At 38.5% G+C, this 23,902-nt stretch carries 14 protein-coding genes, 17 tRNA genes, 3 rRNA genes and 1 other annotated feature; of the genes, 31 read left to right on the forward strand and 3 right to left on the reverse strand.

The features are described from left to right. The first annotated feature begins 85 nt into the window (after positions 1-85). From CACET_RS05190 to CACET_RS05205, 4 genes are all read left to right on the forward strand, one after another. A complete protein-coding gene (locus CACET_RS05190; RefSeq protein WP_044823316.1) occupies positions 86-2,461 on the forward strand; it encodes an endonuclease MutS2 in 2,376 nt (791 codons plus the stop codon). Positions 2,462-2,482: 21 nt separating this feature from the next. After that, positions 2,483-2,932 carry a 2-thiouracil desulfurase family protein gene (locus CACET_RS05195; protein ID WP_044823315.1) on the forward strand — a complete coding sequence of 150 codons (450 nt, stop codon included), beginning with the start codon at positions 2,483-2,485 and terminating at the stop codon, positions 2,930-2,932. A gap of 136 nt (positions 2,933-3,068) precedes the next feature. Next, positions 3,069-3,283 (forward strand) — a binding site (T-box leader). A gap of 52 nt (positions 3,284-3,335) precedes the next feature. Then, positions 3,336-5,036 carry an arginine--tRNA ligase gene (argS, locus tag CACET_RS05200; protein WP_044823314.1) on the forward strand — a complete coding sequence of 567 codons (1,701 nt, stop codon included), beginning with the start codon at positions 3,336-3,338 and terminating at the stop codon, positions 5,034-5,036. Between the two features lie 76 nt (positions 5,037-5,112). Then, the gene (locus CACET_RS05205) at positions 5,113-6,255 is read left to right on the forward strand and encodes an ADP-ribosylglycohydrolase family protein (RefSeq protein WP_044823313.1); all 1,143 of its coding nucleotides are present in this window, start codon (positions 5,113-5,115) and stop codon (positions 6,253-6,255) included. A gap of 24 nt (positions 6,256-6,279) precedes the next feature. Here CACET_RS05205 and CACET_RS05210 read toward each other — a convergent pair whose 3' ends face one another. Both CACET_RS05210 and CACET_RS05215 read right to left on the reverse strand, forming a co-directional pair. Beyond that, positions 6,280-6,480, reverse strand: coding sequence for a hypothetical protein (locus CACET_RS05210; protein WP_044823312.1), 201 nt, complete (start codon positions 6,478-6,480; stop codon positions 6,280-6,282). Positions 6,481-6,645: 165 nt separating this feature from the next. After that, positions 6,646-7,236, reverse strand: a complete 591-nt coding sequence (locus CACET_RS05215) for a zinc dependent phospholipase C family protein (protein WP_044823311.1) — start codon at positions 7,234-7,236, stop codon at positions 6,646-6,648. Between the two features lie 249 nt (positions 7,237-7,485). Here CACET_RS05215 and CACET_RS05220 point away from each other — a divergent pair, with 249 nt between their 5' ends. Genes CACET_RS05220 through CACET_RS05230 form a run of 3 tightly spaced genes read left to right on the forward strand, consistent with a single transcriptional unit; the run spans position 7,486 to position 11,212 of the window. Beyond that, the gene (locus CACET_RS05220; protein ID WP_044823310.1) at positions 7,486-9,252 is read left to right on the forward strand and encodes a B12-binding domain-containing radical SAM protein; all 1,767 of its coding nucleotides are present in this window, start codon (positions 7,486-7,488) and stop codon (positions 9,250-9,252) included. Positions 9,253-9,299: 47 nt separating this feature from the next. Further along, a complete protein-coding gene (locus CACET_RS05225) occupies positions 9,300-10,046 on the forward strand; it encodes a hypothetical protein (protein ID WP_044823309.1) in 747 nt (248 codons plus the stop codon). A gap of 35 nt (positions 10,047-10,081) precedes the next feature. Continuing rightward, a complete protein-coding gene (locus CACET_RS05230; protein ID WP_044823308.1) occupies positions 10,082-11,212 on the forward strand; it encodes a tetratricopeptide repeat protein in 1,131 nt (376 codons plus the stop codon). Positions 11,213-11,302: 90 nt separating this feature from the next. On the opposite strand, the gene CACET_RS05235 is transcribed toward CACET_RS05230, so the two are convergent. Further along, positions 11,303-12,367, reverse strand: coding sequence for an XdhC family protein (locus tag CACET_RS05235; protein ID WP_044823307.1), 1,065 nt, complete (start codon positions 12,365-12,367; stop codon positions 11,303-11,305). 578 nt (positions 12,368-12,945) lie between these two features. Here CACET_RS05235 and CACET_RS05240 point away from each other — a divergent pair. From CACET_RS05240 to CACET_RS05355, 24 genes are all read left to right on the forward strand, one after another. Beyond that, positions 12,946-13,854, forward strand: a complete 909-nt coding sequence (locus tag CACET_RS05240) for a bifunctional enoyl-CoA hydratase/phosphate acetyltransferase (protein ID WP_044823306.1) — start codon at positions 12,946-12,948, stop codon at positions 13,852-13,854. 519 nt (positions 13,855-14,373) lie between these two features. Beyond that, positions 14,374-15,901, forward strand: a 16S ribosomal RNA gene (locus CACET_RS05245). 74 nt (positions 15,902-15,975) lie between these two features. Continuing rightward, positions 15,976-16,051, forward strand: a tRNA-Ala gene (locus CACET_RS05250). 146 nt (positions 16,052-16,197) lie between these two features. Beyond that, positions 16,198-19,134: ribosomal RNA gene (locus tag CACET_RS05255) — 23S ribosomal RNA — on the forward strand. 49 nt (positions 19,135-19,183) lie between these two features. Continuing rightward, positions 19,184-19,300 (forward strand): 5S ribosomal RNA (gene rrf / locus CACET_RS05260). Together the 16S, 23S and 5S rRNA genes with 17 tRNA genes alongside form the textbook arrangement of a ribosomal RNA operon. Positions 19,301-19,306: 6 nt before the next feature. After that, positions 19,307-19,381: transfer RNA gene (locus CACET_RS05265), tRNA-Asn, on the forward strand. Between the two features lie 9 nt (positions 19,382-19,390). Next, positions 19,391-19,479, forward strand: a tRNA-Leu gene (locus tag CACET_RS05270). 13 nt (positions 19,480-19,492) lie between these two features. Next, a tRNA-Met gene (locus tag CACET_RS05275) sits at positions 19,493-19,568 on the forward strand. Positions 19,569-19,572: 4 nt separating this feature from the next. Then, a tRNA-Met gene (locus CACET_RS05280) sits at positions 19,573-19,649 on the forward strand. Positions 19,650-19,655: 6 nt separating this feature from the next. After that, a tRNA-Glu gene (locus CACET_RS05285) sits at positions 19,656-19,730 on the forward strand. A 7-nt stretch (positions 19,731-19,737) separates the two neighbouring features. Beyond that, a tRNA-Val gene (locus CACET_RS05290) sits at positions 19,738-19,813 on the forward strand. A 14-nt stretch (positions 19,814-19,827) separates the two neighbouring features. Then, a tRNA-Asp gene (locus CACET_RS05295) sits at positions 19,828-19,904 on the forward strand. 20 nt (positions 19,905-19,924) lie between these two features. Further along, positions 19,925-20,000, forward strand: a tRNA-Thr gene (locus CACET_RS05300). A 15-nt stretch (positions 20,001-20,015) separates the two neighbouring features. Further along, positions 20,016-20,100, forward strand: a tRNA-Tyr gene (locus tag CACET_RS05305). Positions 20,101-20,117: 17 nt separating this feature from the next. Next, positions 20,118-20,200 (forward strand) — tRNA-Leu (locus CACET_RS05310). 26 nt (positions 20,201-20,226) lie between these two features. Next, positions 20,227-20,301, forward strand: a tRNA-Gly gene (locus CACET_RS05315). Between the two features lie 64 nt (positions 20,302-20,365). Next, positions 20,366-20,441, forward strand: a tRNA-His gene (locus CACET_RS05320). A gap of 27 nt (positions 20,442-20,468) precedes the next feature. Further along, positions 20,469-20,544: transfer RNA gene (locus CACET_RS05325), tRNA-Gln, on the forward strand. Positions 20,545-20,550: 6 nt separating this feature from the next. After that, positions 20,551-20,626, forward strand: a tRNA-Lys gene (locus CACET_RS05330). Positions 20,627-20,632: 6 nt separating this feature from the next. Continuing rightward, a tRNA-Cys gene (locus CACET_RS05335) sits at positions 20,633-20,707 on the forward strand. 7 nt (positions 20,708-20,714) lie between these two features. Beyond that, positions 20,715-20,791: transfer RNA gene (locus CACET_RS05340), tRNA-Arg, on the forward strand. A 389-nt stretch (positions 20,792-21,180) separates the two neighbouring features. Next, positions 21,181-21,885 (forward strand): hypothetical protein, encoded by a 705-nt coding sequence (locus tag CACET_RS05345; RefSeq protein WP_044826524.1) that lies wholly within the window; start codon positions 21,181-21,183, stop codon positions 21,883-21,885. A 573-nt stretch (positions 21,886-22,458) separates the two neighbouring features. Next, complete coding sequence (locus tag CACET_RS05350; RefSeq protein ID WP_044826525.1) at positions 22,459-22,857, forward strand: hypothetical protein; 399 nt, start codon at positions 22,459-22,461, stop codon at positions 22,855-22,857. A gap of 76 nt (positions 22,858-22,933) precedes the next feature. Next, the gene (locus CACET_RS05355) at positions 22,934-23,899 is read left to right on the forward strand and encodes a WG repeat-containing protein (RefSeq protein WP_044826526.1); all 966 of its coding nucleotides are present in this window, start codon (positions 22,934-22,936) and stop codon (positions 23,897-23,899) included. Positions 23,900-23,902: the final 3 nt, after the last annotated feature.

The following is a 23,902-nucleotide window of genomic DNA, read 5'->3' on the forward strand; positions in this document are numbered from 1 at the left end:
TCAAAAAGTAATATGATACAATAGAAAAGTGCAAGATATAGTTGATATAATTATTATAACAAGACGCTTCAAGAGGTGAAGGCAAATGAATGAAAAAAGCTTAAGAGTACTAGAATATACAAAAATCATTGAAAAATTGATTGAGGGGTGTGCTTCTTCTTTAGGTAAGGATTTAGCCAAGAACTTAAAACCCTTTAATCAACTTGAAAAAGTACAACAGCTACAGAAGGAGACCAGTGAAGCACAAAGTATTTTGATAAAAAGAGGCAATGTTCCGCTAGGGGGGATACATGATATTCTACACCTTGTTCGTAGAACAGAGATTGGCTCTTACCTGGATCCAGGACAACTTTTATATTTAAGAGATACATTAGCTGTTGCCCGAAAACTAAAACAATTTTTAAAAGAAGATGATAGACAAGAGGCAGAGTACCCTATTATCAGGGGTTTAATACAGAGCCTGAATACTGTCAAGGAAATAGAAGAGAAGATCGAAGTATGTGTGCTGAGCGAAACAGAAATCTCCGATCATGCTTCCTCAGAATTAAGAAACGTTCGAAGAATGATGGCTTCTAAAAATGATGCTATAAGAAATAAACTAAACAGTATTATTAACTCCACTTCCTATCAAAAATATTTGCAGGATGCCATTGTCACCATAAGACAAGATAGATTTGTAGTTCCTGTAAAACAAGAATACAGAAGTCACTTTCCAGGCTTAGTACATGACCAGTCCTCCAGTGGAGCGACAGTGTTTATTGAACCTATGGCAGTTGTGGAATTAAACAATCAACTTAAAGAATTAAAAATTAAAGAAAAAAAAGAAATCGAAAGAATTTTGATGGAGATTTCTTCCATGATTGCTGAAAGAGGAGAGGAAATAAAGGGGAACCAAAGTATATTGCAGGAGCTGGATTTTATTTTTGCAAAAGGAAAGCTATCCCTATCCATGAAGGCGATAGAGCCTGCTTTAAACCAAGAGGGCAAAGTGGCTATTAAAAATGGTCGACACCCACTACTAAATCCTAGTGAAGTGGTGCCAACAAATATCTGGCTGGGGGAAGAGTTTCATCTATTGGTGATCACTGGTCCCAACACAGGTGGTAAAACAGTCACACTCAAAACAGTAGGACTTCTCAGTATGATGGCCCAGAGTGGACTACATGTACCAGCGGATTATGGAACAAAATTAGCGGTATATGATCATATCTTTGCGGATATAGGAGATGAACAAAGTATTGAACAGAGTTTAAGTACCTTTTCCTCCCACATGACCAATATTGTAAAGATTCTAGAAGCAGTTACCCCAAATTCTTTAGTGTTGCTGGACGAACTTGGGGCGGGTACCGATCCAACTGAAGGTGCTGCTTTAGCCATGGCGGTTTTAAATTATTTAAAAAGCTTAAGAACTTCTGTAATAGCCACCACCCATTATAGCGAGCTGAAACAATATGCTCTCTTAAAGGATCAGGTGGAAAACGCATCGGTGGAATTTGATGTGGAGACATTAAGACCTACCTATAAGCTGTTGATAGGTGTTCCTGGGAAGTCGAATGCTTTTGAAATTTCTAAAAAGCTAGGTTTATCCAACCAACTAATCGAAGAGGCAAAGACCCTGTTAACCAAAGAAAACATTGAGTTTGAGGATTTACTGCAAAATATTGAGAAAAATAGGGTAGAAGCAGAAAAAGAAAAAAACACGGCTGCCAGTCTAAGATTACAAGCAGAAGCTACATTAGACAGTTACTTAGAAAAGAAGGATAGACTGGAACAGCAGCGAGAAAAAATTCTAAAAGAAGCAAAGAAAGAAGCCTATAAAATTGTCAAGGAAGCAAAACAGGAAGCAGAAGAAGTTGTAGAAAACCTAAGGAAATTAAAGGTGGAGTTAGAAGAAAAAGAAATCAACAGAAAAATCCAAGAAGCAAAAACCCATATGGATAGCCAGTTAAACAACTTATCTGAAGGTTTCGAAGAAAAACTCTTTACAAAAACCAGCAGGAAACCTCCAGAAAACTTGAAGGCAGGAGATCCAGTAAAGGTACTATCTTTAAATCAAGTAGGGCATGTGATAGAACCAGCCAACGAAAATGGAGAGGTTTTTATTCAAATAGGTATTATGAAAATGAACATCCATGTTTCTAATTTAGAAAATGTAAATGAGAAAAAACAATCAAAAACTACTGGACTAGGAAAGATTGTAAAAAGCAAGGCCACCAGTGCGAAAAATGAATTAGATATTCGTGGAAAGAATTTAGAAGAATCTTATGTAGAGGTGGACAAATACTTAGATGATGTGTATTTAGCAGGACTGACAGAGGTGACAATTATCCATGGAGTCGGAACAGGGGTATTGAAGGCAGGCATCAAGCAAATGCTGAAGAAGCATAGGCATGTAAAAAGTCAGCGAGACGGCAAGTATGGAGAAGGCGGGGCCGGTGTTACTATTGTAGAGTTAAAGTAGAAAATGTAGGTAGGTGAGAATATGGTTTTAGTAAGTGCTTGTCTCTTAGGTGTTAATTGTAGATATGATGGTACGAACAATAAAAATTTAGAGCTTATAAAGTTTCTGAGTGAAAAAAATATTCTCCCAGTTTGCCCTGAAGAGCTGGGGGGATTAACTACCCCAAGACTGCCGGCAGAAATCCAAGGGGGAGACGTGCTGGAAAAGAAGGGTAACATAATGAATACTGGTGGAGAAGATGTTACTGAAGCCTTTGTAAAAGGTGCTGAAAAGACACTAAAATTAGCTGAAGAAAACGGAGTGATTGCCGCCATCTTGAAGGCAAGGAGTCCCTCTTGCGGTAGTGGAAAGATTTATGATGGCTCCTTTACAAAAACATTAACAGAAGGTGATGGTGTTGCGGCTGCTCTTTTGAAGAGAAAAAATATTAAGGTGTATACGGAAGAAAATTTTATGGAGGCAGATGTATAGCACAGAGATATGGATCTATGAATTTTAAACCCCAAGAGAAAAGCTTCAAATTTGCATATAAAATAGAAGTGTGTATAAATTCATTGATTATTGTAAAAATATATGATATATTAATTAGCAGATAAAATGAATAAGCAATGTACCTATGATGAGGAAAGTAGATATAAGGATTTGTTTCAGCGAGTCAGAGTTGGTGGGAGTCTGGCACAGAGTTATGTCGAAGCGCACCTTGGAGGTCCTGTCCGAAACTTATAAGTAGGACAAGGCGGTTTCCACCGTTATCGGGAGTAAAAGTGGGCATAGATTGTGCCAATAAGAGTGGTAACACGGGATTATACTCTCGTCTCTAAGTTTTAGGGATGAGGGTTTTTTTGTTATAATATATTATTTAGGAGGTAAAGGAATGTTTGATTTTAAACAAGAAGTAGCTGAAGTATTAAAACAGCAAATACCAGACTTAGAAGTAGAAGAAATTATTTCCATGCTGGAAGTACCACCAAATCCAAATATGGGGGATTATGCTTTCCCTTGCTTTAAGCTAGCAAAGACATTTAGAAAAGCTCCACCACTGATTGCCGAGGAAATTGTTGGAGCTGTTAAAATAAACGACTACTTTGAAAAGGTACAACAGGCTGGAGGATATGTAAATTTCTTTATACATAAAGCTTTTTTTATCAAGGAAACGCTAAAAGAAGTATTGGAACAAAAAGAATGCTATGGCAGCAGTGATCTAGGTAAAGGAAAAAATGTCATCGTTGAGTTTTCTTCTCCTAATATTGCAAAGCCTTTTCATATAGGACATATCCGTAGTACAGTAATCGGCAGCTCCATCAACAGAATCTATAAATTTTTAGGATTCAATACCATAGCCATCAATCATTTAGGCGACTACGGAACCCAGTTTGGCAAATTGATCGTAGCCTTTAAAAGATGGGGAAATGAAGAAGAAGTAAGAGAAAGTCCTATACCAACTTTATTAAAGCTATATATCCAATTTCATGATGAAGCAGAGAAGGACCCCAACTTAGAGGAAGAGGGAAGAATGTGGTTCAAGAAGCTTGAAGACGGAGATGAAGAAGCCTTAAAATTATGGCAATGGTTTAGAGAAGTAAGCTTAGAAGAGTTTAACCGTGTATATAAAATGCTGGATGTTTCCTTCGATTCCTTAGCAGGGGAAAGTTTTTATTCTGATAAAATGCCTAGAGTCTTACAAATGATGGAGGACAAAGGTGTATTAGAAAAATCTCAAGGTGCAGATATTGTAAACCTAGAGGCCCATGGTTTACCTCCTGCGTTGATTAGAAAAAAGGATGGTTCTACACTATATATCACCAGAGACCTTACAGCAGCAATTTATAGAAAGGAAACCTATGATTTTTATAAAAATATCTATGTTGTAGCTTCTCAACAAAACTTGCACTTTGAACAATGGATAAAGATCCTTGAAGTGATGGGTTTCCAGTGGGCTGAGGATTGTATTCATGTTCCCTTTGGATTGGTTAGATTAGAAGAAGGAACCATTGCTACAAGGAAGGGAAGAGTAGTGTTTTTAGAGGACGTACTTAAGAAGGCAATAGAAAAAACTAGAGAAATCATATTAGAAAAAAATCCTAATATAGAAAATATAGATCAAGTAGTAGAAGAAGTAGGGGTAGGGGCTATTATATTTCAAGAGCTGTCAAATAATCGTATTAAGGATTATACTTTTTCCTGGGAAAAGGTGTTAAACTTTGAAGGAGAAACCGGTCCTTATGTTCAATATACTCATGCTAGAGCAAGCAGTGTTTTGAGAAAGGCCAATACACAAATAGACAGTGAAGTAAATACAACATTATTAACGGATGATATCACTATGGAAGTGATAAAGAAAATACAGCAGTTCTCTGATATTGTGCAAGATGCTCAAAGAAAAAATGAGCCTTCTATCGTCACGAGACACATTATTGATTTAGCTCAGGCCTTTAACCGTTTTTATCACGACCATCCTGTACTAGTAGAAGACGAAGAACTAAAAAAGGCAAGATTAGCTATCGTACTTGCCGCTAGACAGGTAATTAAAATAGGTTTAACCCTATTAGGAATCAAAGCACCGGAAAAAATGTAACATAAAAGGTACAGCTGAAGGGCTGTATCTTTTATATTATAATAAAGGAATAATTCAATGAGAGGAGGAGAAGTTGTTGACCTTGGAAACGAAAATATCCAATGCTCTTTTGTGGATGGTTTATGGTGATGCTCTAGGTTTTTATAATGAAAATGCAGATGGGAAAACGGAAGCAATGAAGGACTTTTTATATAAATATAATGAAAACCTTACAATAGAAAAACCACAAGGCCAGTATAGCTATGTCACTGAAGTCATACTGATCATGATAAAATCTCTGGTAGATTGCGAAACTGAGTTAAAGGTTGCTGTAGACTATCGAAGATTTTATGAGGAATTGAAACTGTGGCAATACTATCGTCATGGAAATCCTAGCAACTTTATTAATAAGTTCAAGGATAACAAGAGTTATTACGAAAGTAAGTTTTATTGGCAGGATCAAAGAGGTCATGGTATTACACGGGTTTTGTCAGTTTTGCTAACAAATAAAAATTATGCTGCTGCTGAGGCAGAGGCCTATAAAAGTATTATTTACTTAAATAGACATCCGCAGGTGATTTTGACGGGATTACTACTAATACGAACTACATATATGTTTCTAGAAAAAGGTTTTATGGAAAGAGAAGAACTGGTTCAAGAACTAAAAAATTATCTCATTCATTTACAATTGAATCAGTTAAATGAAAATATTAAATCAAAGCTGCCTGCAAACTATAGCATACAGTTTGAAAAAGAAAAAATAGCTTATATTTTAGATCTAGATCGCTTTCGTGATGATAACATAGAAGAAAATCCTTGGTATAGCAAAGCTGTATTCTTAAAGGGTTTACAGAATTTATATGCTATTCAAGCAGGTGATCAAATAAGCTTAGAAGAATTCCCTCAGGATGACTATAAAGAGACAATAGCCATTTCCTATGGACTTTGGGGAATGAATACTCTACAAGAGCCTGAGGACGCATTAAAAGATCGATCCTTTATTGGGGATATAGGAAGATATATCTATAAGTTAAGAAATTTTGAAATAAAGAGGCGATCTTACGATAATAAAGAAAAACCCATTGATCTATTTCAACAGAAAGAAGGCAGTACCATAAGGCACCCTATACTAAATATTTTAAAGATAAAAGAAAAGCAAGAAACCCCTTATTATACAAAGCTATTGGTTGAAACAAAGTCGGGAATCTATACTTTTATCAAAGAAAAAACAAGGCAGTAAAATTCACTGCCTTGTACTATATTTTCAGCAATTTTTCTCCAAGTAACGAATAAATTCTTCTTCACTGGTATTTGCTAAAGAACTTAATTGTTTTACAATCGCATCCTTTAATTCAATAAATGATGCTACCTTGGTATTTTCACCTGTATATTCAAGGGCTTTAATAATCATCAGCATATCACGCTTTGAAACTTCTTCTACCGATATTCTAGAAAATTCATCCATACTACTATCTTCCTCCCCTATAGACTGACTAAAGTTTATTTAAGTTACTATTTCTACATGAATAGAGAAAAACCTTCAAGCTTTTACAACAATTTTGCTACAAAAGAAAAAAGCACTTGTCTTTTCAAGTGCTTCAAAAAAACTAGTTCTTCAAAGTTGCTAAAGCTAAGCAGCTCTATTGCTTTTGCCATTTATTTTATTATGATAAATGATATAGAAAGCCACAGCAGTAGATGCTTGAAGAGAACTTTCTAAGTCGTTGATATAGCTTTCTTTTTTCAGTGTATAGATTTGATGTAGATGGTCTATAAGGGATTGTATAGTATCAGTAGTGTCGTTATCTATATTAAAAAAAGAATTAGAGACCTCTATCTTTTTATTATAGTTTCTATACTGTTGATGGAGGTTGTTTTCATAAGCAAGGTGTTCAAGAAAATGATTCTTATAGGTTTTCCTATCGTTATGAGGTACGCAAAAGTAATCAGAAATAAAGTGTGTAACAATGCCTATTTCAGTGGATAGTAGTTTGATATGCTGCTTATTATTATTCAATGTGTACTGAGATAACTTTTGTATTTCTCTACAAATGTAGTCAAAGGATTGAGGCTTAAAGTGACGTAATCCTTTTAAGTGAAAAGGTATATCTGGCTTAACACTACCATAGATTAGACTGCCTCGATCTAAAACTACGCCAAACTTTTCCTTGACGTTCTTATGAAGGTGTTTTGCAATAATAACGTGACTTTGAGGTAACAAAAAAGTACCACCCTTTCTTATAAATAATCTCGCTAACTAGTATTATATTGAATAAGTGTCAATAATACAATAGGGTTTACAATTAATTTACAATTATACGACTTTAAAACTTAAGGTATAAATAGGCAAACATATAAGTATGCACTGTTTAGCAAAAAATCCATATATTTTTTAACCTATGAAGAACTATGTTATAATGTACATAGATTTCCAAAAAAAATAAAAATAAAGAAAAGAGGCTTCAAAAGCATGAAGGTAGTATTGACAGCATTAAATGCTAAATATATACACACAAATCTAGCTGTTAGATATTTGAAAAAAAGTGCAGAGGATTTAGTAGATCATATAGAAATTGCTGAGTTTACCATTAATCACAGTCAGCACTACATATTGAATGAAATATATAAAATGCAACCAGAGATTGTTTGTTTTTCTTGCTATATATGGAATATAGAAATGATCCATCAAATAAGCAAGTTATTAAAAAAAGTTATGCCCCAGGTTATGATTGTTTTAGGAGGGCCGGAGGTTTCTTTTGAGACAGTAAAGGTGATGGAGGAAAATGATGCTATAGATATCGTAGTCATAGGAGAAGGAGAAAAAACCTTTAGACAGCTAATGGCTGCGATGCAAAGGGATGAAGATTACTCAGAAATTTTATCTATCGCCTTCAGAGCAAAGGGCAAAGTTTTCATGAATGAAATATCTTCATCAGCTATACCTATGGAAGAAGTTCCTTTTGGCTATAATGAAGAAATATTGGATTCGGATAAGATTGTCTATTATGAAAGCTCACGGGGGTGTCCTTTTCACTGTCAGTATTGCTTATCTTCATCCTTTACAGGGGTAAGGTTCAGACCGATTGAAATGGTTAAAGAAGAATTAAAGTTTTTTATAGATCAGGAAGTAAAGCAGGTAAAATTTGTGGACAGAACCTTCAATACAAAAAAAAGTTATGCTATGGAAATTATGCAGTATATTGTTGAACACAATAGAGGTAAAACTAATTTTCATTTTGAAGTAACGGCTGATTTAATGGAAGAGGATATGTTGGAATTTTTGCAAAAGGTTCCTGTCGGATTATTTCAATTTGAGATAGGGGTTCAATCCACCAATGGGGATACTTTAGAAGCCATTCAAAGAAAGATGAACTTTTCAAGACTAAAAGAAGTTGTTAAAAGAGTAGCTAGTGGAAGAAACATTCATCAGCATTTAGATTTAATCGTAGGTTTACCAAAAGAAGATTACTTTAGCTTTCGAAAATCCTTTGATGATGTTTTTTCTTTAAGACCTGAAAAATTGCAGGTGGGTTTTTTAAAACTGCTGAAGGGTTCTGGGCTTAGAAGAGATGCTATAGAATATGGTTATATTTATGATGATTCTCCTCCTTATGAAGTACTAGAAAATGATCATATAGCTTATGGGGAAATCATGAGTTTAAAGGGCATAGAGGAAATGGTGGAAACTTACTGGAACACTAGAATGTTTTCTGCTGCTATTGAGGCAATCATAAGTAGTTTTTACACCAGTTCTTTTAAATTCTTTGAAGACTTATGGAGGTATTGGGAGGGATTAGGATATCAGCACCAAGCCCATAGTAGAAACAAGCTATATGAGATTTTAATAGACTTTTATGAATATAAGAGTTTTGTAAATATAGAAGCTTTTAAAGACTTATTGAAACTTGACTATATTAAACATAACAAAACCTCATCTATTCCAAAGTTTTTTGCTATAGTAGAGGAAGCTGGTTTTAAAGATCATTGTCATAAGTTTTTACAGCAGCCAGAAAACTTGCAACAGTATTTGCCGCAGTATGTTGACTTACCGGCTAAACAGATCATTAAAAAAGTGCACTTTCAACAGTTCAATTATAATGTAGCAAAGTTAGAAGAAAAACCAGAGGATTTAAAACATATAGTAGAGGAAAGGATTGTTTTATTGTTTGATTATGATATCGATAATAAAGCAATAGATCATTGTAGATATTTTCTGTTGGATACTATTGAAACTTAGGTAAAGAACAGTATATAATAGAATACTATAAAGAGGTGAGGAGAAAAATGGAAATTATTAAAGATATCTTTTATACCAATAAAAAAATTGGTAAAACAGCATTATCCAGCACACTAAAAAATTGGCCTATCATTTTTACGGGATTATTTTATTCTTTAGCAGGTTTTGTATTAATGACGATTTTACCTTTTTTCTGGATACTGGGTGGCTTAGTAGGTATTATTTTTATGAGTGCGATACTCTCGAATTACTTATACTTGATTTATTGCATTATTAGAAAAGATAGATTAACTTTTCAAGATTTTAAAGATGGGTTTACGGTATATTTAAGAAAAGTTTGGGGAGTATCTTTTATAGGCTGGGTAGCAATGTTGATTCTCAATACTTTTTTAATGCCGGGGTTTGGACGGGGTTTTCAGCCTATGGGGTTAGGCATAATAATCAACTTCCTAGCATTTGCATTATTCAATGCCTTGCCAGAGGCAGTTTATCAAAAACATTATAACCCTTGGGAATCTATCACCTATGCTGTAGCTTTTGTAAGAGATAATTGGATAGAATGGTTTATTCCTAATTTGGTGTTAATCGGGGTCTTTTATTTGCTGACTGGAACCTTACTAACAGGAATCTTTAACTATCAGGTACCCTTTAGACTACTTTTTTCTTCTAGAGGCATTGTACTATATTTGTTGGGACAAATTTGGTTTTCTTATATCATGGTTTATAGGGGATACCTATTTGATCTACTAAGCACCAGCAATAGAAGAAAAAGATTATTTATGAGGGAGTTTTAATACCTAGTGAATATCTAAAGATACGGAGGAAAAAAATGAAGTTCTTAATAGATGAATATTTATTGAAAAGAACAGAAGAATTATCTTTTGTTCATTTAAAATATGGTGCCGTCTTAAATATTGAAAATTATTATTTGCCTAAAGAAGGCTTGGATGTACCTATACTGACAGAGGAGCTAGCAGAGAACATTAAAAAGAAAAAGGAAAGTGAAATTATTACTGTTGGTGGTATCATACGGGGTATGGTATATCTTCTAGGTATAGATCCTAATTTTAAGTATAAAGAGGCATATACGAAATTTTTATATGCTGCTAACCCCCAAGTAGAAGAATATATACTGATTGAAGGATTAAAGTACTTAAATAAGAATAGGCTGATAGAGGCCATCATATTTTTCAAAAGTTTAGTTTCTTTAAATCCTCATAGCATAAAAGGTTTGTTGAATTATGCCTTAGTGTTGTTAGATTATAGGGATCAAGAGCTTAACAACAAGAAAAAAGCTTATAAACTTTTTACTGCAGAAGCTCAAGAGAAGTTAGAGGAATTATTGAACCTAGACACTCAAGAACCTCTGGCGTACTACTATTTAGGATTTATTTATAAAGATCATAAAGAGTTTAATAAAGCAAAACTACATTGGGAAAAAGCAATGGAATTAGACTTAGATGAGGGACTAAAGGAACAAACGAAAGAATGTTTATTCCAGCTGGAGGATATGGTTCAATATGAGAGGGGTTATGAGGCTATATTAGCGGGAAGACCAGAAGTAGGTGTACCTTTATTGGAAGGACTATATGAAAGGTATCAAACATGGTGGAATTTAGTGTTCTTTATTGGTTTAGGATATCGACAGCTAGGGAATTTTCATGAGGCAATTCAATACTTTAAAAAAGTTATTGAGCTAAAGGAAGATCAATTAGACGCTACTGTGGAATTAGGTCTATGCTATGGGGGCCTTGGAGAACTGCAAAAGGCTATAGCTTGCTTTCATAAGGCGATAGAAATCGGCGGGGAAGATAGTGAGATATTATGCAACTTAGCCATGATGTATATGGAGGTTGGAGATCTACAAAGGGCTAAAGAGTACATGGATGTTTCTTTAAGGTTAAACCCAGAGGATGAGATTACGTTGGCATGTAAAGAAAAATTGGAGGCTATGGGTTAAAAAGTTTTTACTTATGTTGAAGAAATAACTGGGCACATGAATATAGTCTAGCTTAACGATAAAAACCCGTATTTCAATACGGGTTTTTATCTAAAAGATTTCCACAAGCACCTCCATAACTCCACCACATACCATTCCTTCGGATTCAGCTACATCGCCGGTCATATCAACATGTTCAATGCAAAAAAACTTTTCCGTCATATTTTCTCTTATTTTAGATAAAACAGCTGCTTCACTACAGCCTCCACCGATGCTTCCGATAGTTCTTCCGTCAAAATATGCTACCATTTTAGCACCAGCTTTTCTAGGCACAGACCCCTTAGAGGACAATATCGTTATGACAGCTTTGGGAATTGCTGACTCTGTAGATATCTCTTCCATTACCGATCTATCAAATTCAGGAAGGATAAAATTTTTGCCGAACTTACTTAAGACAACTTTGTTTTTAAAACTAATAAGTTGAGATACTATAGAAATAGCTATTTCATCGGGGGTAATAGCGGCTATATCCAATCCTATAGGGGAATTAACTAAGTCCAGTTTATCTTGGGAAAAGCCTTCGCTTAATAGTTCTTTCATCATAGCATTCACTTTGCGTCTTGACCCTATCATGCCTATATAACTAAGATCATAATTTAAGACTTCACGCAAGACTATGCCGTCATGTCTATGACCTCTTGTTACAATCACTACATAATCTGACTTTGTTAATTGAATTAAGTCAAAAGATTTTTGAAAGTTTTCACAAATTACTTTTTCAGCTTCAGGAAAACGCTGCGTATTAGCGAAAGAGGGTCTATCATCTACAATAGTAGTAGCGAAGCCTACCCTTGAAGCGAATTCTGATAAAGGCTTGGCTATGTGTCCACCACCAAAGATAACTAAACGAGGTTTTGGAAGAAATGGTTCTATTAAAACAGTTTTATTTTCCTCAACACTCACCATTTGAAGCTTGCCAGTTTCTAAAGAAAGACACATTTTTTCATAAACATCATCGCAAAAAGGAAAAGATTTTTTTTCAATTTCATGATTTGTTAAAAAAATTTTTTTTTCAATAGAGCCCTTTCGGGTATTATGTACATTCAGATAAGTTAGCATGATACACTGACTACCTTCATTAATTTTTGACAGCAATGCCTTATATAAATTTTTCATGCTGTATCACTCTCCATTCTTAATATTTCTTCAATACTACAACAAAAGTACATGTATTTGTAGACAAATACTCACAGTTGCCTGCTGACAACCTATACTTTAACAGATAAAAAATGACCGTTACTATTTTACTATAAATAGCAAAAGTGATTTTAAGCGTTTTAAACTATTTAATATATCACGTAGCTTTGTTATTTTGAAGTAAGTGATGCAGAATAGGATATATAAATACATTATAAGTTAAATTTTACACATAATCTACTAATAGCATCAATTATAGTGGCTTCGATCAACTTTTTTATGTCTCAAGTGCATCTTAAACCAGTTATCTAACTACACTTAAAATATATCATGCACAGTTTGCATTATTCTAATCTTCAGCGACTTTATAAAGCTATAGAAGGAAAACAAAAATATATATAGAATGAATATAGCAATTATAATTCTTAAAAACTTTTAAATATAATAAGTTGCAATAAAAATTTTGCAGGATGACAGTGCGAGAGAATTTTTACAATAATTGTGTTAAGTTAATGCCTATGATATATGAGTAAAATTAATAAAAAATGAGGTGACCTATGATAAAAACTTTAGAAGAATTAGTAAAAACTGCTCAAGAGCAGGCCAAAATGAGATTAGTGGTGGCAGCTGCTGAAGATAAAGATGTACTTCAAGCAGTGGCACAAGCACAAGAGAAGAAGATTATAGAAGCCATATTAATTGGTGATCAAGTTAAAATAACAGCCATAGCCAAATACCTAGCAATAGATCTAAACTGTACTATAATTCATATACCTGATTTAGTGGAGGCTGCTTTAGAGGCGGTCAAAATGGTGTCTAACGGTAAAGCTGATTTTGTTATGAAAGGGATATTAGATACATCTATTTTATTAAAGGCAGTACTAGATAAGGAAGTGGGATTAAGAACGGAAAGCCTACTAAGTCATGTTATGGTATATGAGGTACCAACCTATCATAAACTACTTTTTTTAACTGATGGGGGAATGAATATTTCACCTACATTAGAAGAAAAAAAGAGTATTTTAAAGAATGCCATCACTTCTGCGAAAGCTATAGGTATTGAAAAAACAAAGGTGGCTTGCTTAGCTGCTAAAGAAAAGGTAAGTGACAAAATGCAGGCCACAATAGATGCACAGGCACTAAAGGAATTAGCAGAGGGAGGTTACTTTGGAAAAGATGCTATAGTAGAAGGACCTATAGCCTTTGACTTAGCTATTTCTAAAAATGCTGCTGAAATAAAGGGATTTAGCAGCCCAGTAGCAGGAGAAACAGATGTGCTGTTGGTTCCTACCATTGAAGTAGGAAATGGTATAGGAAAAGCACTGACCTATATGGCAAAGGCTAAGTCAGCTGGTATCATTATGGGGGCTAGGGCTCCAGTAGTTTTAACCTCAAGAGCTGACGATGCAGAAACAAAACTATATTCTATTGCTTTAGGAAGTGTTATTGCTGCTTTTAATAAATAGGTTTTTATATTTTATTTATATTTTTTAATGTATAAAAGAACAAAAACTAACTATACTATATTTTAGTGGGTAAATATAGTGGCAATTCTAATTTGCCACTATATATTTCTCGGATATGTGATAAAATATGATAAAAAAATCTATTGACATATGCAAGTGATTCTGGTATAGTAATAAAAGTCGTCAATGACAAAAACGACATAAAAAAGTAGTGAGTGCATTGAAAATACTCTGTTTCGAAAATTTTCAAGCAAGTCCACTAAAAAAAGTATTGACAAACAACAATAAATTTGATATAGTAGTAAAAGTCGCCGCTACTGAAGGGGCGACGGGATAGAAGAAAGTTCGACACAGAAGAAAAAGAAATTAAAAAAAGTGTTGACATAATATAGTGAAGTATGATATAGTAGTTAAGTCGCCGAATGAGGGCGGCAGAAAAAAAGGTCTTTGAAAATTAAACAGTATAGATATTAAGCCAGCAAAATACATCTATCAATTAATGATAGAACCCAGATATTTTTTATTAAGAGTTTGATCCTGGCTCAGGATGAACGCTGGCGGCGTGCCTAACACATGCAAGTCGAGCGAACCGATTTATCAGAAGCCTTCGGGTGGAAGATAATGAGGTTAGCGGCGGACGGGTGAGTAACGCGTGGGTAACCTACCTTGTACAGGGGGATAACAGTCGGAAACGATTGCTAATACCGCATAAAGCTATTCTAAGGCATCTTAGAATAGCCAAAGATTTATTGGTACAAGATGGGCCCGCGTCTGATTAGCTAGTTGGTGGGGTAAAGGCCTACCAAGGCGACGATCAGTAGCCGACCTGAGAGGGTGACCGGCCACACTGGAACTGAGACACGGTCCAGACTCCTACGGGAGGCAGCAGTGGGGGATATTGCACAATGGGGGAAACCCTGATGCAGCGACGCCGCGTGAGCGATGAAGGCCTTCGGGTCGTAAAGCTCTGTTTCGAGGGAAGATAATGACGGTACCTCGGGAGGAAGCCCCGGCTAACTACGTGCCAGCAGCCGCGGTAATACGTAGGGGGCAAGCGTTATCCGGAATCACTGGGCGTAAAGGGTGCGTAGGCGGCCAATAAAGTCTAGGGTGAAAGGCTACGGCTCAACCGTAGTAAGCCTTAGAAACTTATTGGCTTGAGTGCAGGAGAGGAGAGTGGAATTCCTAGTGTAGCGGTGAAATGCGTAGATATTAGGAGGAACACCAGTGGCGAAGGCGACTCTCTGGACTGTAACTGACGCTGAGGCACGAAAGCGTGGGGAGCGAACAGGATTAGATACCCTGGTAGTCCACGCCGTAAACGATGAGTGCTAGGTGTTGGGGGTCAAACCTCAGTGCCGCAGCTAACGCATTAAGCACTCCGCCTGGGGAGTACGCACGCAAGTGTGAAACTCAAAGGAATTGACGGGGACCCGCACAAGCAGCGGAGCATGTGGTTTAATTCGAAGCAACGCGAAGAACCTTACCTGGACTTGACATCCTTTTGACCGCTTTTTAACAGAAGTTTTCCCTTCGGGGACAGAAGTGACAGGTGGTGCATGGTTGTCGTCAGCTCGTGTCGTGAGATGTTGGGTTAAGTCCCGCAACGAGCGCAACCCTTGTCTTTAGTTGCCAGCATTTCGGATGGGCACTCTAGAGAGACTGCCGGGGATAACTCGGAGGAAGGTGGGGATGACGTCAAATCATCATGCCCCTTATGTTCAGGGCTACACACGTGCTACAATGGCCGATACAAAGGGCAGCGAAGGAGTAATCTGGAGCGAATCTCATAAAGTCGGTCTCAGTTCGGATTGTGGGCTGAAACTCGCCCACATGAAGTCGGAGTTGCTAGTAATCGCGAATCAGAATGTCGCGGTGAATGCGTTCCCGGGTCTTGTACACACCGCCCGTCACACCACGGGAGTCGGAAGCGCCCGAAGCCAGCTGCTCAACCGTAAGGGGAGAGCTGTCGAAGGTGAAGCCGATGACTGGGGTGAAGTCGTAACAAGGTAGCCGTATCGGAAGGTGCGGCTGGATCACCTCCTTTCTAAGGAGAAATGGCAATACTATACTGTTTAATTTTGAGAGACTTTTGTTTCTCTATAAAGCAAAAACAAAAGTGGGGGCGTAGCTCAGTTGGGAGAGCACCTGCCTTGCAAGCAGGGGGTCAGGAGTTCGACTCTCCTCGTCTCCACCAAAGAATATGGTAGAAAGCACCATGTTTAAAAGATTGACAAAAAGAAAAGAATTTGATAGAATAGTATTCTTGACGATTCTTAAATTGTTCTTTGAAAACTAAACAATGATATGAGAAAAGAAACAAAGCTAAAGTAATTCATCAAAGGTCAAGTTATTAAGGGCAAAGGGTGGATGCCTTGGCACTAGGAGCCGAAGAAGGACGTGGTAAGCTGCGAAAAGCTACGGGGAGCTGCAAGCAAGCATTGATCCGTAGATGTCCGAATGGGGAAACCCACTTGGGGTAATGTCCAAGTATCTATTACTGAATTCATAGGTAATAGAAGGTAGACCGGGGGAACTGAAACATCTAAGTACCCCGAGGAAGAGAAAGAAAAATCGATTCCCTCAGTAGCGGCGAGCGAAAGGGGAAGAGCCCAAACCAAGAACTTAAGTTTTTGGGGTTGCGGACATTTTCATTAAGAAGATTGGTAAGTGTAGTTGAAAAGAGTTGGAAAACTCCACCGTAGAGGGTAAAAGTCCCGTAAGCGAAACACTGAAGAACTTTGAGAATGATCCAGAGTACCACGGGACACGTGAAACCCTGTGGGAAGCAGGGGGGACCACCCCCCAAGGCTAAATACTACCTAGTGACCGATAGCGCATAGTACCGTGAGGGAAAGGTGAAAAGAACCCCGGAAGGGGAGTGAAAAAGAACCTGAAACCTTTTGCCTACAAGCTGTGGAAGCGCTATATATGCGTGACCGCGTACTTTTTGTAGAACGGGCCAACGAGTTATGGTATGTAGCAAGGTTAAGTACTTCAGGTACGGAGCCGAAGGGAAACCGAGTCTTAATAGGGCGATTAGTTACATGCTATAGACCCGAAACCGTGCGATCTACCCATGGGCAGGATGAAGCGGAAGTAAAATTTCGTGGAGGTCCGAACCAGTTGACGTTGAAAAGTCATTGGATGACCTGTGGGTAGCGGAGAAATTCCAATCGAGCTCGGAGATAGCTGGTTCTCGCCGAAATAGCTTTAGGGCTAGCCTTGAAATGAGAGTGACGGAGGTAGAGCACTGAATGGTCTAGGGGCCTTCACCGGTTACCAAAACCTATCAAACTCCGAATGCCGTTAACTTATTTTCAGGAGTCAGACTACGAGTGATAAGATCCGTGGTCAAGAGGGAAAGAACCCAGATCATCAGCTAAGGTCCCAAAGTATACGTTAAGTGGGAAAGGATGTGGAGTTGCACAGACAACCAGGATGTTGGCTTAGAAGCAGCCACTCATTTAAAGAGTGCGTAATAGCTCACTGGTCGAGTGATTCTGCGCCGAAAATGTCCGGGGCTCAAACGTATCACCGAAGCTATGGGAATAGAAATATTCGGTAGGCGAGCATTCTATGTGGGTTGAAGCTATACCGTAAGGAGTAGTGGACTGCATAGAAGAGAGAATGTTGGCATGAGTAACGAGAGGTAGGTGAGAATCCTACCCGTCGAAAACCTAAGGTTTCCTGAGGAAGGTTCGTCCGCTCAGGGTTAGTCGGGACCTAAGCCGAGGCAGAAATGCGTAGGCGATGGACAACAGGTTGAGATTCCTGTACCACCTAGAATCGTTTGAGAGATGGGGTGACACAGAAGGATAGGTTGAGCCCACCGTTGGTTGAGTGGGTCTAAGCCAGTAGGGAGCTAAGACAGGCAAATCCGTTTTAGCATAATCCTGAGAGGTGATGGGGAGCGAAAAACAAGTAGCGAAGCAACTGATTCCACACTGTCGAGAAAAGCCTCTATTGAGAAACTAGGTGCCCGTACCGCAAACCGACACAGGTAGGTGAGGAGAGAATCCTAAGACGAGCGGGAGAACCATTGTTAAGGAACTCGGCAAAATGACCCCGTAACTTCGGGAGAAGGGGTGCCGAAGGGTGTGAAGGCTATACGCTGTAAGCACACTTCGGTCGCAGAGAACAGGCCCAAGCGACTGTTTAGCAAAAACATAGGTCTCTGCAAAGTCGAAAGACGACGTATAGGGGCTGACGCCTGCCCGGTGCTGGAAGGTTAAGGGGAAGTGTTAGCGCAAGCGAAGCACAGAACTTAAGCCCCAGTAAACGGCGGCCGTAACTATAACGGTCCTAAGGTAGCGAAATTCCTTGTCGGGTAAGTTCCGACCCGCACGAAAGGCGTAACGATTTGGGCGCTGTCTCAACAATGGACCCGGTGAAATTGTAATACCAGTGAAGATGCTGGTTACCTGCGACAGGACGGAAAGACCCCGTGGAGCTTTACTGCAGCTTGACATTGGATTTTGGTACTAGATGTACAGGATAGGTGGGAGACTGAGAACCTAGGACGCCAGTCTTGGAGGAGTCGATGTTGGGATACCACTCTTGTAGTACTGAAGTTCTAACCATGAACCATGATCTGGTTTTGGGACACTGTCAGGCGGGCAGTTTGACTGGGGCGGTCGCCTCCTAAAAAGTAACGGAGGCGCTCAAAGGTTCCCTCAGCACGGTCGGAAATCGTGCAAAGAGTGCAAAGGCATAAGGGAGCTTGATTGCGAGACCAACAAGTCGAGCAAGGACGAAAGTCGGACTTAGTGATCCGGTGGTACCGAGTGGAAGGGCCATCGCTCAACGGATAAAAGCTACCCCGGGGATAACAGGCTTATCTCCCCCAAGAGTCCACATCGACGGGGAGGTTTGGCACCTCGATGTCGGCTCATCACATCCTGGGGCTGAAGTAGGTCCCAAGGGTTGGGCTGTTCGCCCATTAAAGTGGTACGCGAGCTGGGTTCAGAACGTCGTGAGACAGTTCGGTCCCTATCCGTCGCAGGCGTAGGAAATTTGAGAGGAGCTGTCCTTAGTACGAGAGGACCGGGATGGACGTACCGCTGGTGTACCAGTTGTCTTGCCAAAGGCACCGCTGGGTAGCTATGTACGGAAGGGATAAGTGCTGAAGGCATCTAAGCACGAAGCCCCCCTCAAGATAAGATTTCCCATCACGCAAGTGAGTAAGACCCCAGAAAGACTATCTGGTAGATAGGTCGGAGGTGTAAGTGCAGTAATGTATTAAGCTGACCGATACTAATAGGTCGAGGACTTGACCAAAAATAACTCATACATTGTTTAGTTTTGAGGGAACAATCCTTCAAAAGAATATCGTGACAATAGCGAAGGGGTCACACCTGTTCCCATACCGAACACAGCAGTTAAGCCCTTCAGCGCTGATGGTACTTGGCGGGAAGCTGCCTGGGAGAGTAGGTCGTTGCGATATAGAAGTTCCAGAGTAGCTCAATGGTGGAGCACCCGGCTGTTAACCGGTAGGTTGGAGGTTCGAGTCCTCTCTCTGGAGCCAAAACAAAATGCCGAAGTGGCGGAACTGGCAGACGCACAGGACTTAAAATCCTGCGGTCCTTCAAGATCGTACCGGTTCGATTCCGGTCTTCGGCACCACTATGAAAAACATCGCGGGGTAGAGCAGTTGGTAGCTCGTCGGGCTCATAACCCGGAGGCCACAGGTTCAAGTCCTGTCCCCGCAACCATTTTGGCGGCATAGCTCAGCTGGCTAGAGCGTTCGGTTCATACCCGAAAGGTCACAGGTTCGACTCCTGTTGCCGCTACCATATTTTGGCCCCTTGGTCAAGCGGTTAAGACACCGCCCTTTCACGGCGGTAACAGGGGTTCGATTCCCCTAGGGGTCACCAAAAAAATGGGCGCATAGCTCAGCTGGGAGAGCACCTGCCTTACAAGCAGGGGGTCACAGGTTCAAGTCCTGTTGCGCCCACCATTTAAAAACAATGCGGCCTGGTAGTTCAGTTGGTTAGAATGCCAGCCTGTCACGCTGGAGGTCGAGGGTTCGAGTCCCTTCCAGGTCGCCATAAATATTACTAAAAAACATGCTGGTGTAGCTCAATTGGCAGAGCAGCTGATTTGTAATCAGCAGGTCGCGGGTTCGAATCCCATCACCAGCTCCATTAATTAGAAATACTGGAGGGGTTCCCGAGTGGCCAAAGGGGGCAGACTGTAAATCTGTTGTCAACGACTTCGAAGGTTCGAATCCTTCTCCCTCCACCATAATATATATCACACATGCGGGTGTGGCGGAATTGGCAGACGCACTAGACTTAGGATCTAGCGGGCGACCGTGGGGGTTCAAGTCCCTCCACCCGCACCAATTATATAAAAATTAGTATTTAGTATGCGGAAGTGGCTCAGTGGTAGAGCATCGCCTTGCCAAGGCGAGGGTCGCGGGTTCGAGTCCCGTCTTCCGCTCCATTTTTATGCTATAAGTAGGTGGTCGATTTAGATCGTGTACTTATTTTATGTATAAACATATATGGTGGGTGTAGTCAAGTGGTTAAGACACAGGATTGTGGCTCCTGCATGCGTGGGTTCGAATCCCATCATCCACCCCATATAAAAGAAGCATAATTAAATAACAATGGGATATAGCCAAGTCGGTAAGGCAACGGACTTTGACTCCGTCATCCGCAGGTTCGAGTCCTGCTATCCCAGCCATATTAAGATCCATTAGCTCAGTCGGTAGAGCACCTGACTTTTAATCAGGGTGTCCCGCGTTCGAGTCGCGGATGGATCACCAAAACAAGGCGGCATAGCCAAGTGGTAAGGCAGAGGTCTGCAAAACCTTTATTCCCCAGTTCAAATCTGGGTGCCGCCTCCAAAAAAATGCGCTCATAGCTCAGCTGGATAGAGTGTCTGACTACGAATCAGAAGGTCGGGAGTTCGAATCTCTCTGGGCGCACCAAGTGAAGCTCTGTAACCATAACGGTTATAGGGTTTTTTGATTTTTTTTTGTTAATTTGTTTACATAATGCCAAACGCCTATCAATAAATAATACTATTCTTATACACAAACAACAGGCTACTATGACTGTTTTAAATTTGAATTATCACTTTTGTTATCTAATAAATCCTCTAATGCAAAAGCTGCCTATTTATTGACACTTTCAATTACATAAAGCTGTTGGAAGCACGTTTTAAGGAGAAGTTCAGCACTACACCTATTCACTGGGAATGAAGCTCCGTCAAAGTGTTGATCTTTGCGGATTGGGTTTACGAAAGTCGCAAATGTGAAGCACTAAGCAAAATGTACATTACAACTATCAATTTTAAATAAATCAATGAGGTGATCATATGGATAGAACTAAAGAGCTTCTTGTACGCTTAGAATATTGGCGTAATTTTCCAGGTTATCAACTGGAGCGTCATATCGATATATTGTTTTCATTTCATTTAAGAGATATTATAAAACATAAATATGGGATTGATAGTAGCGATTATGTTATACCAGAATTTCCTATAAATCAAAATTTGACAACAAAAAAAAGAAAAGGTGAATACTCGGATAACATAGATTTTGTAGTATCGTCAAAGGATTTAAAAACTGTTTTTTTTGTTGAGCTTAAAACTGATATGAAGTCTATTCGACAAGACCAGAATGACCTTATGAAGATATGTGATGGAATGCCATTTGCGGATGTTCTAAAAGGTTTAGTTGATATTGCTAAAGTGACGAAAGAGTATTCGAAATATGCTACATTAATTTACTATCTTAACTATATTGGTTATATAGAAGCACCTAAAAAACTATGGACCTTAAATTATGGAAGCACCCCTTATGGCTATAAACGTGCAATTAGTGAAATTATAGTGAATGAAGAAATTGATGCAAAGGTTAAATCTGTTTTTATCCAACCCCAAAAAACCCAAGATAAGGATAACATTATTGATTTTTCATCAATTTCAACACTAATTAAACCAAAAGACCCATTGTTTGCCGATTTATTAAGCAAGTGTGTTAACTCACCTGGATTCGTGGAATTTACAGAGGGGATATAAATGAGGTCAATATACAAAAAGAACCTTTATCCTGTATTGAGGTTAAAAAATATGATCAACTAAGAAAATATTTAGTGGAAAAGTACTGGACTGAATAAAATAGAGCTTGGAATGTACCAATAAACTCAGTTTTAAAAGTTTGGTACTTTTGGAATACCGTGAAACATATAAAAAGCAGAGAATATTCTCTGCTTTTTATTAATCATCACCACGACAGACTGTTGTCTACTACTTGCTAACATCCGTAGTATAATAGGATTACAAGAAAAGTTGAGGATAAAGTATTTAGTAAAATGTTTTGGAAACTTATACCATTCCATATGCTTTTACACGATCAGGCGGTAAAAAATACTGAGATTATTCATTTCTTAAAAATAAGTCATAGAACAATCATCCGTGACATTAAGGATGTGAAAATACACGTTTAGTCGGGAGTGTGGTTTGAAAAATTAATGAAGATAGCAAAAATAGTGGTAGGATTACAGGGGCATGAGGATAAGCCTTGTTTTCTACAGATTTTAAAGAAATCTTTATAAATTTGTTTTTAAATAATTTAGGTATTGGAGGTAAAAGATGATAGCTAAAATTATAAAAAGAAATGGTTACAAACATATTGAATGGGGGGAAGGGTCTAAAGTTATACCTATTTCCTATAAGGATTTCATAAGACTTCCTTGTGTAAATCCAAGTGGTGGGGACGATGATTTGGCACCCTACTATGATATGACTCTAAGGGAGATGGTGAGGGCATGGGTCAAGGTGAATAGTGACTATGAGTTAAATGTAGAAGTTTTTAATTTTAGTAAAGATAATTTTAGAAGTGCATTAATTGAATTTGTAGAATCGGGTTATGAAGAATTTCCTGTGTTTATGGCGGATTTAGATAATTTTGTTACTTATAAGGAAGTCTGTAGTACTAGGTACGATATCTTTATGGGGTTTTTGAAGGAATTTTCAAGGATTGTAGAGTAGCTTTTAAATAAGATTTGTTGCTACAGTGATGATAAGGGATGAGGGTTATTTTGTTGCAATTACAAGGAGGGGTTTGATGAGAGCTGGGTGTTGTACCATATATGACTGCGAGTTCGACCTATATTATAAAGGGAGAATCAAGGATAAAGTTGTTTATGTAGTAGATGAAGAGGGCAATTATAAAGCAGCAGAAGAATATGTATGTCAGCACATAAGTTTTGATATGGTTCAGTTTTATATAGGTTGCTATGATGAAAGCAATACAGAACCTCAAAAGGATACATCAAAATGGGGATACTTTCTATTGTCCACAGGCGTAATAATTGTTCCTCCTACCTATGATTATGCCTATCCCTTCTATGGCGACCGTGCAAAGGTTAAGAAAAACAACAGATACGGTTTTATAGATCCTGAAGGAAGGGAGGTTGTAGAGATAGTATGGGATGATACAGCTGATGCTTTTCATAAAGCCCTAAGCTGGGTAAAGAAAGAAGATAAGTTTGGCTACATTGATAAAAATGGAGAAGTAATATTATCTCCCCAATTTGAGGTAGCAAAGGAATTTCGATGCCTTGATGTTTTTACTGTACATAGTCAAGAGAAACGTCAATATGCAGCCCTTGTTAAAAAAGACGGAAAATACGGTTATATAGATAAAAAGGGTACATATATCTTTGAGCCTAGCTTTGATGATGCAAAGGAATTTTGGGATATTGGTTATGCTGCAGTAATGGTCCGGGGAAAATGGGGGTTTATTAATGGAAGAGGAGAATTTGTAGTGGCCCTTCAATTTGATGATGTTGGCGGGAGTGATGGCTTTATAACAAGGAAAAACGTCAATAAAGAAAAGACCTTCTTTGGCTACAATGCAGAGGTTGTTAGTTTTTATACTGTTAAGAAGTATAAGCAATGGGGATTACTAACGGATGATTTTGATATTATTATGCCGGAGGATGGAAAACAATACGTAATTCATAGAGGGATGAAAATATATATAAAGGACGGTAAGGTGACAAGCAGGCGGGAACTAAAGAGTCGGTAAGGT

Source organism: Clostridium aceticum (assembly GCF_001042715.1).
In the GTDB taxonomy this organism is placed as follows: domain Bacteria; phylum Bacillota; class Clostridia; order Peptostreptococcales; family Natronincolaceae; genus Andreesenella; species Andreesenella acetica.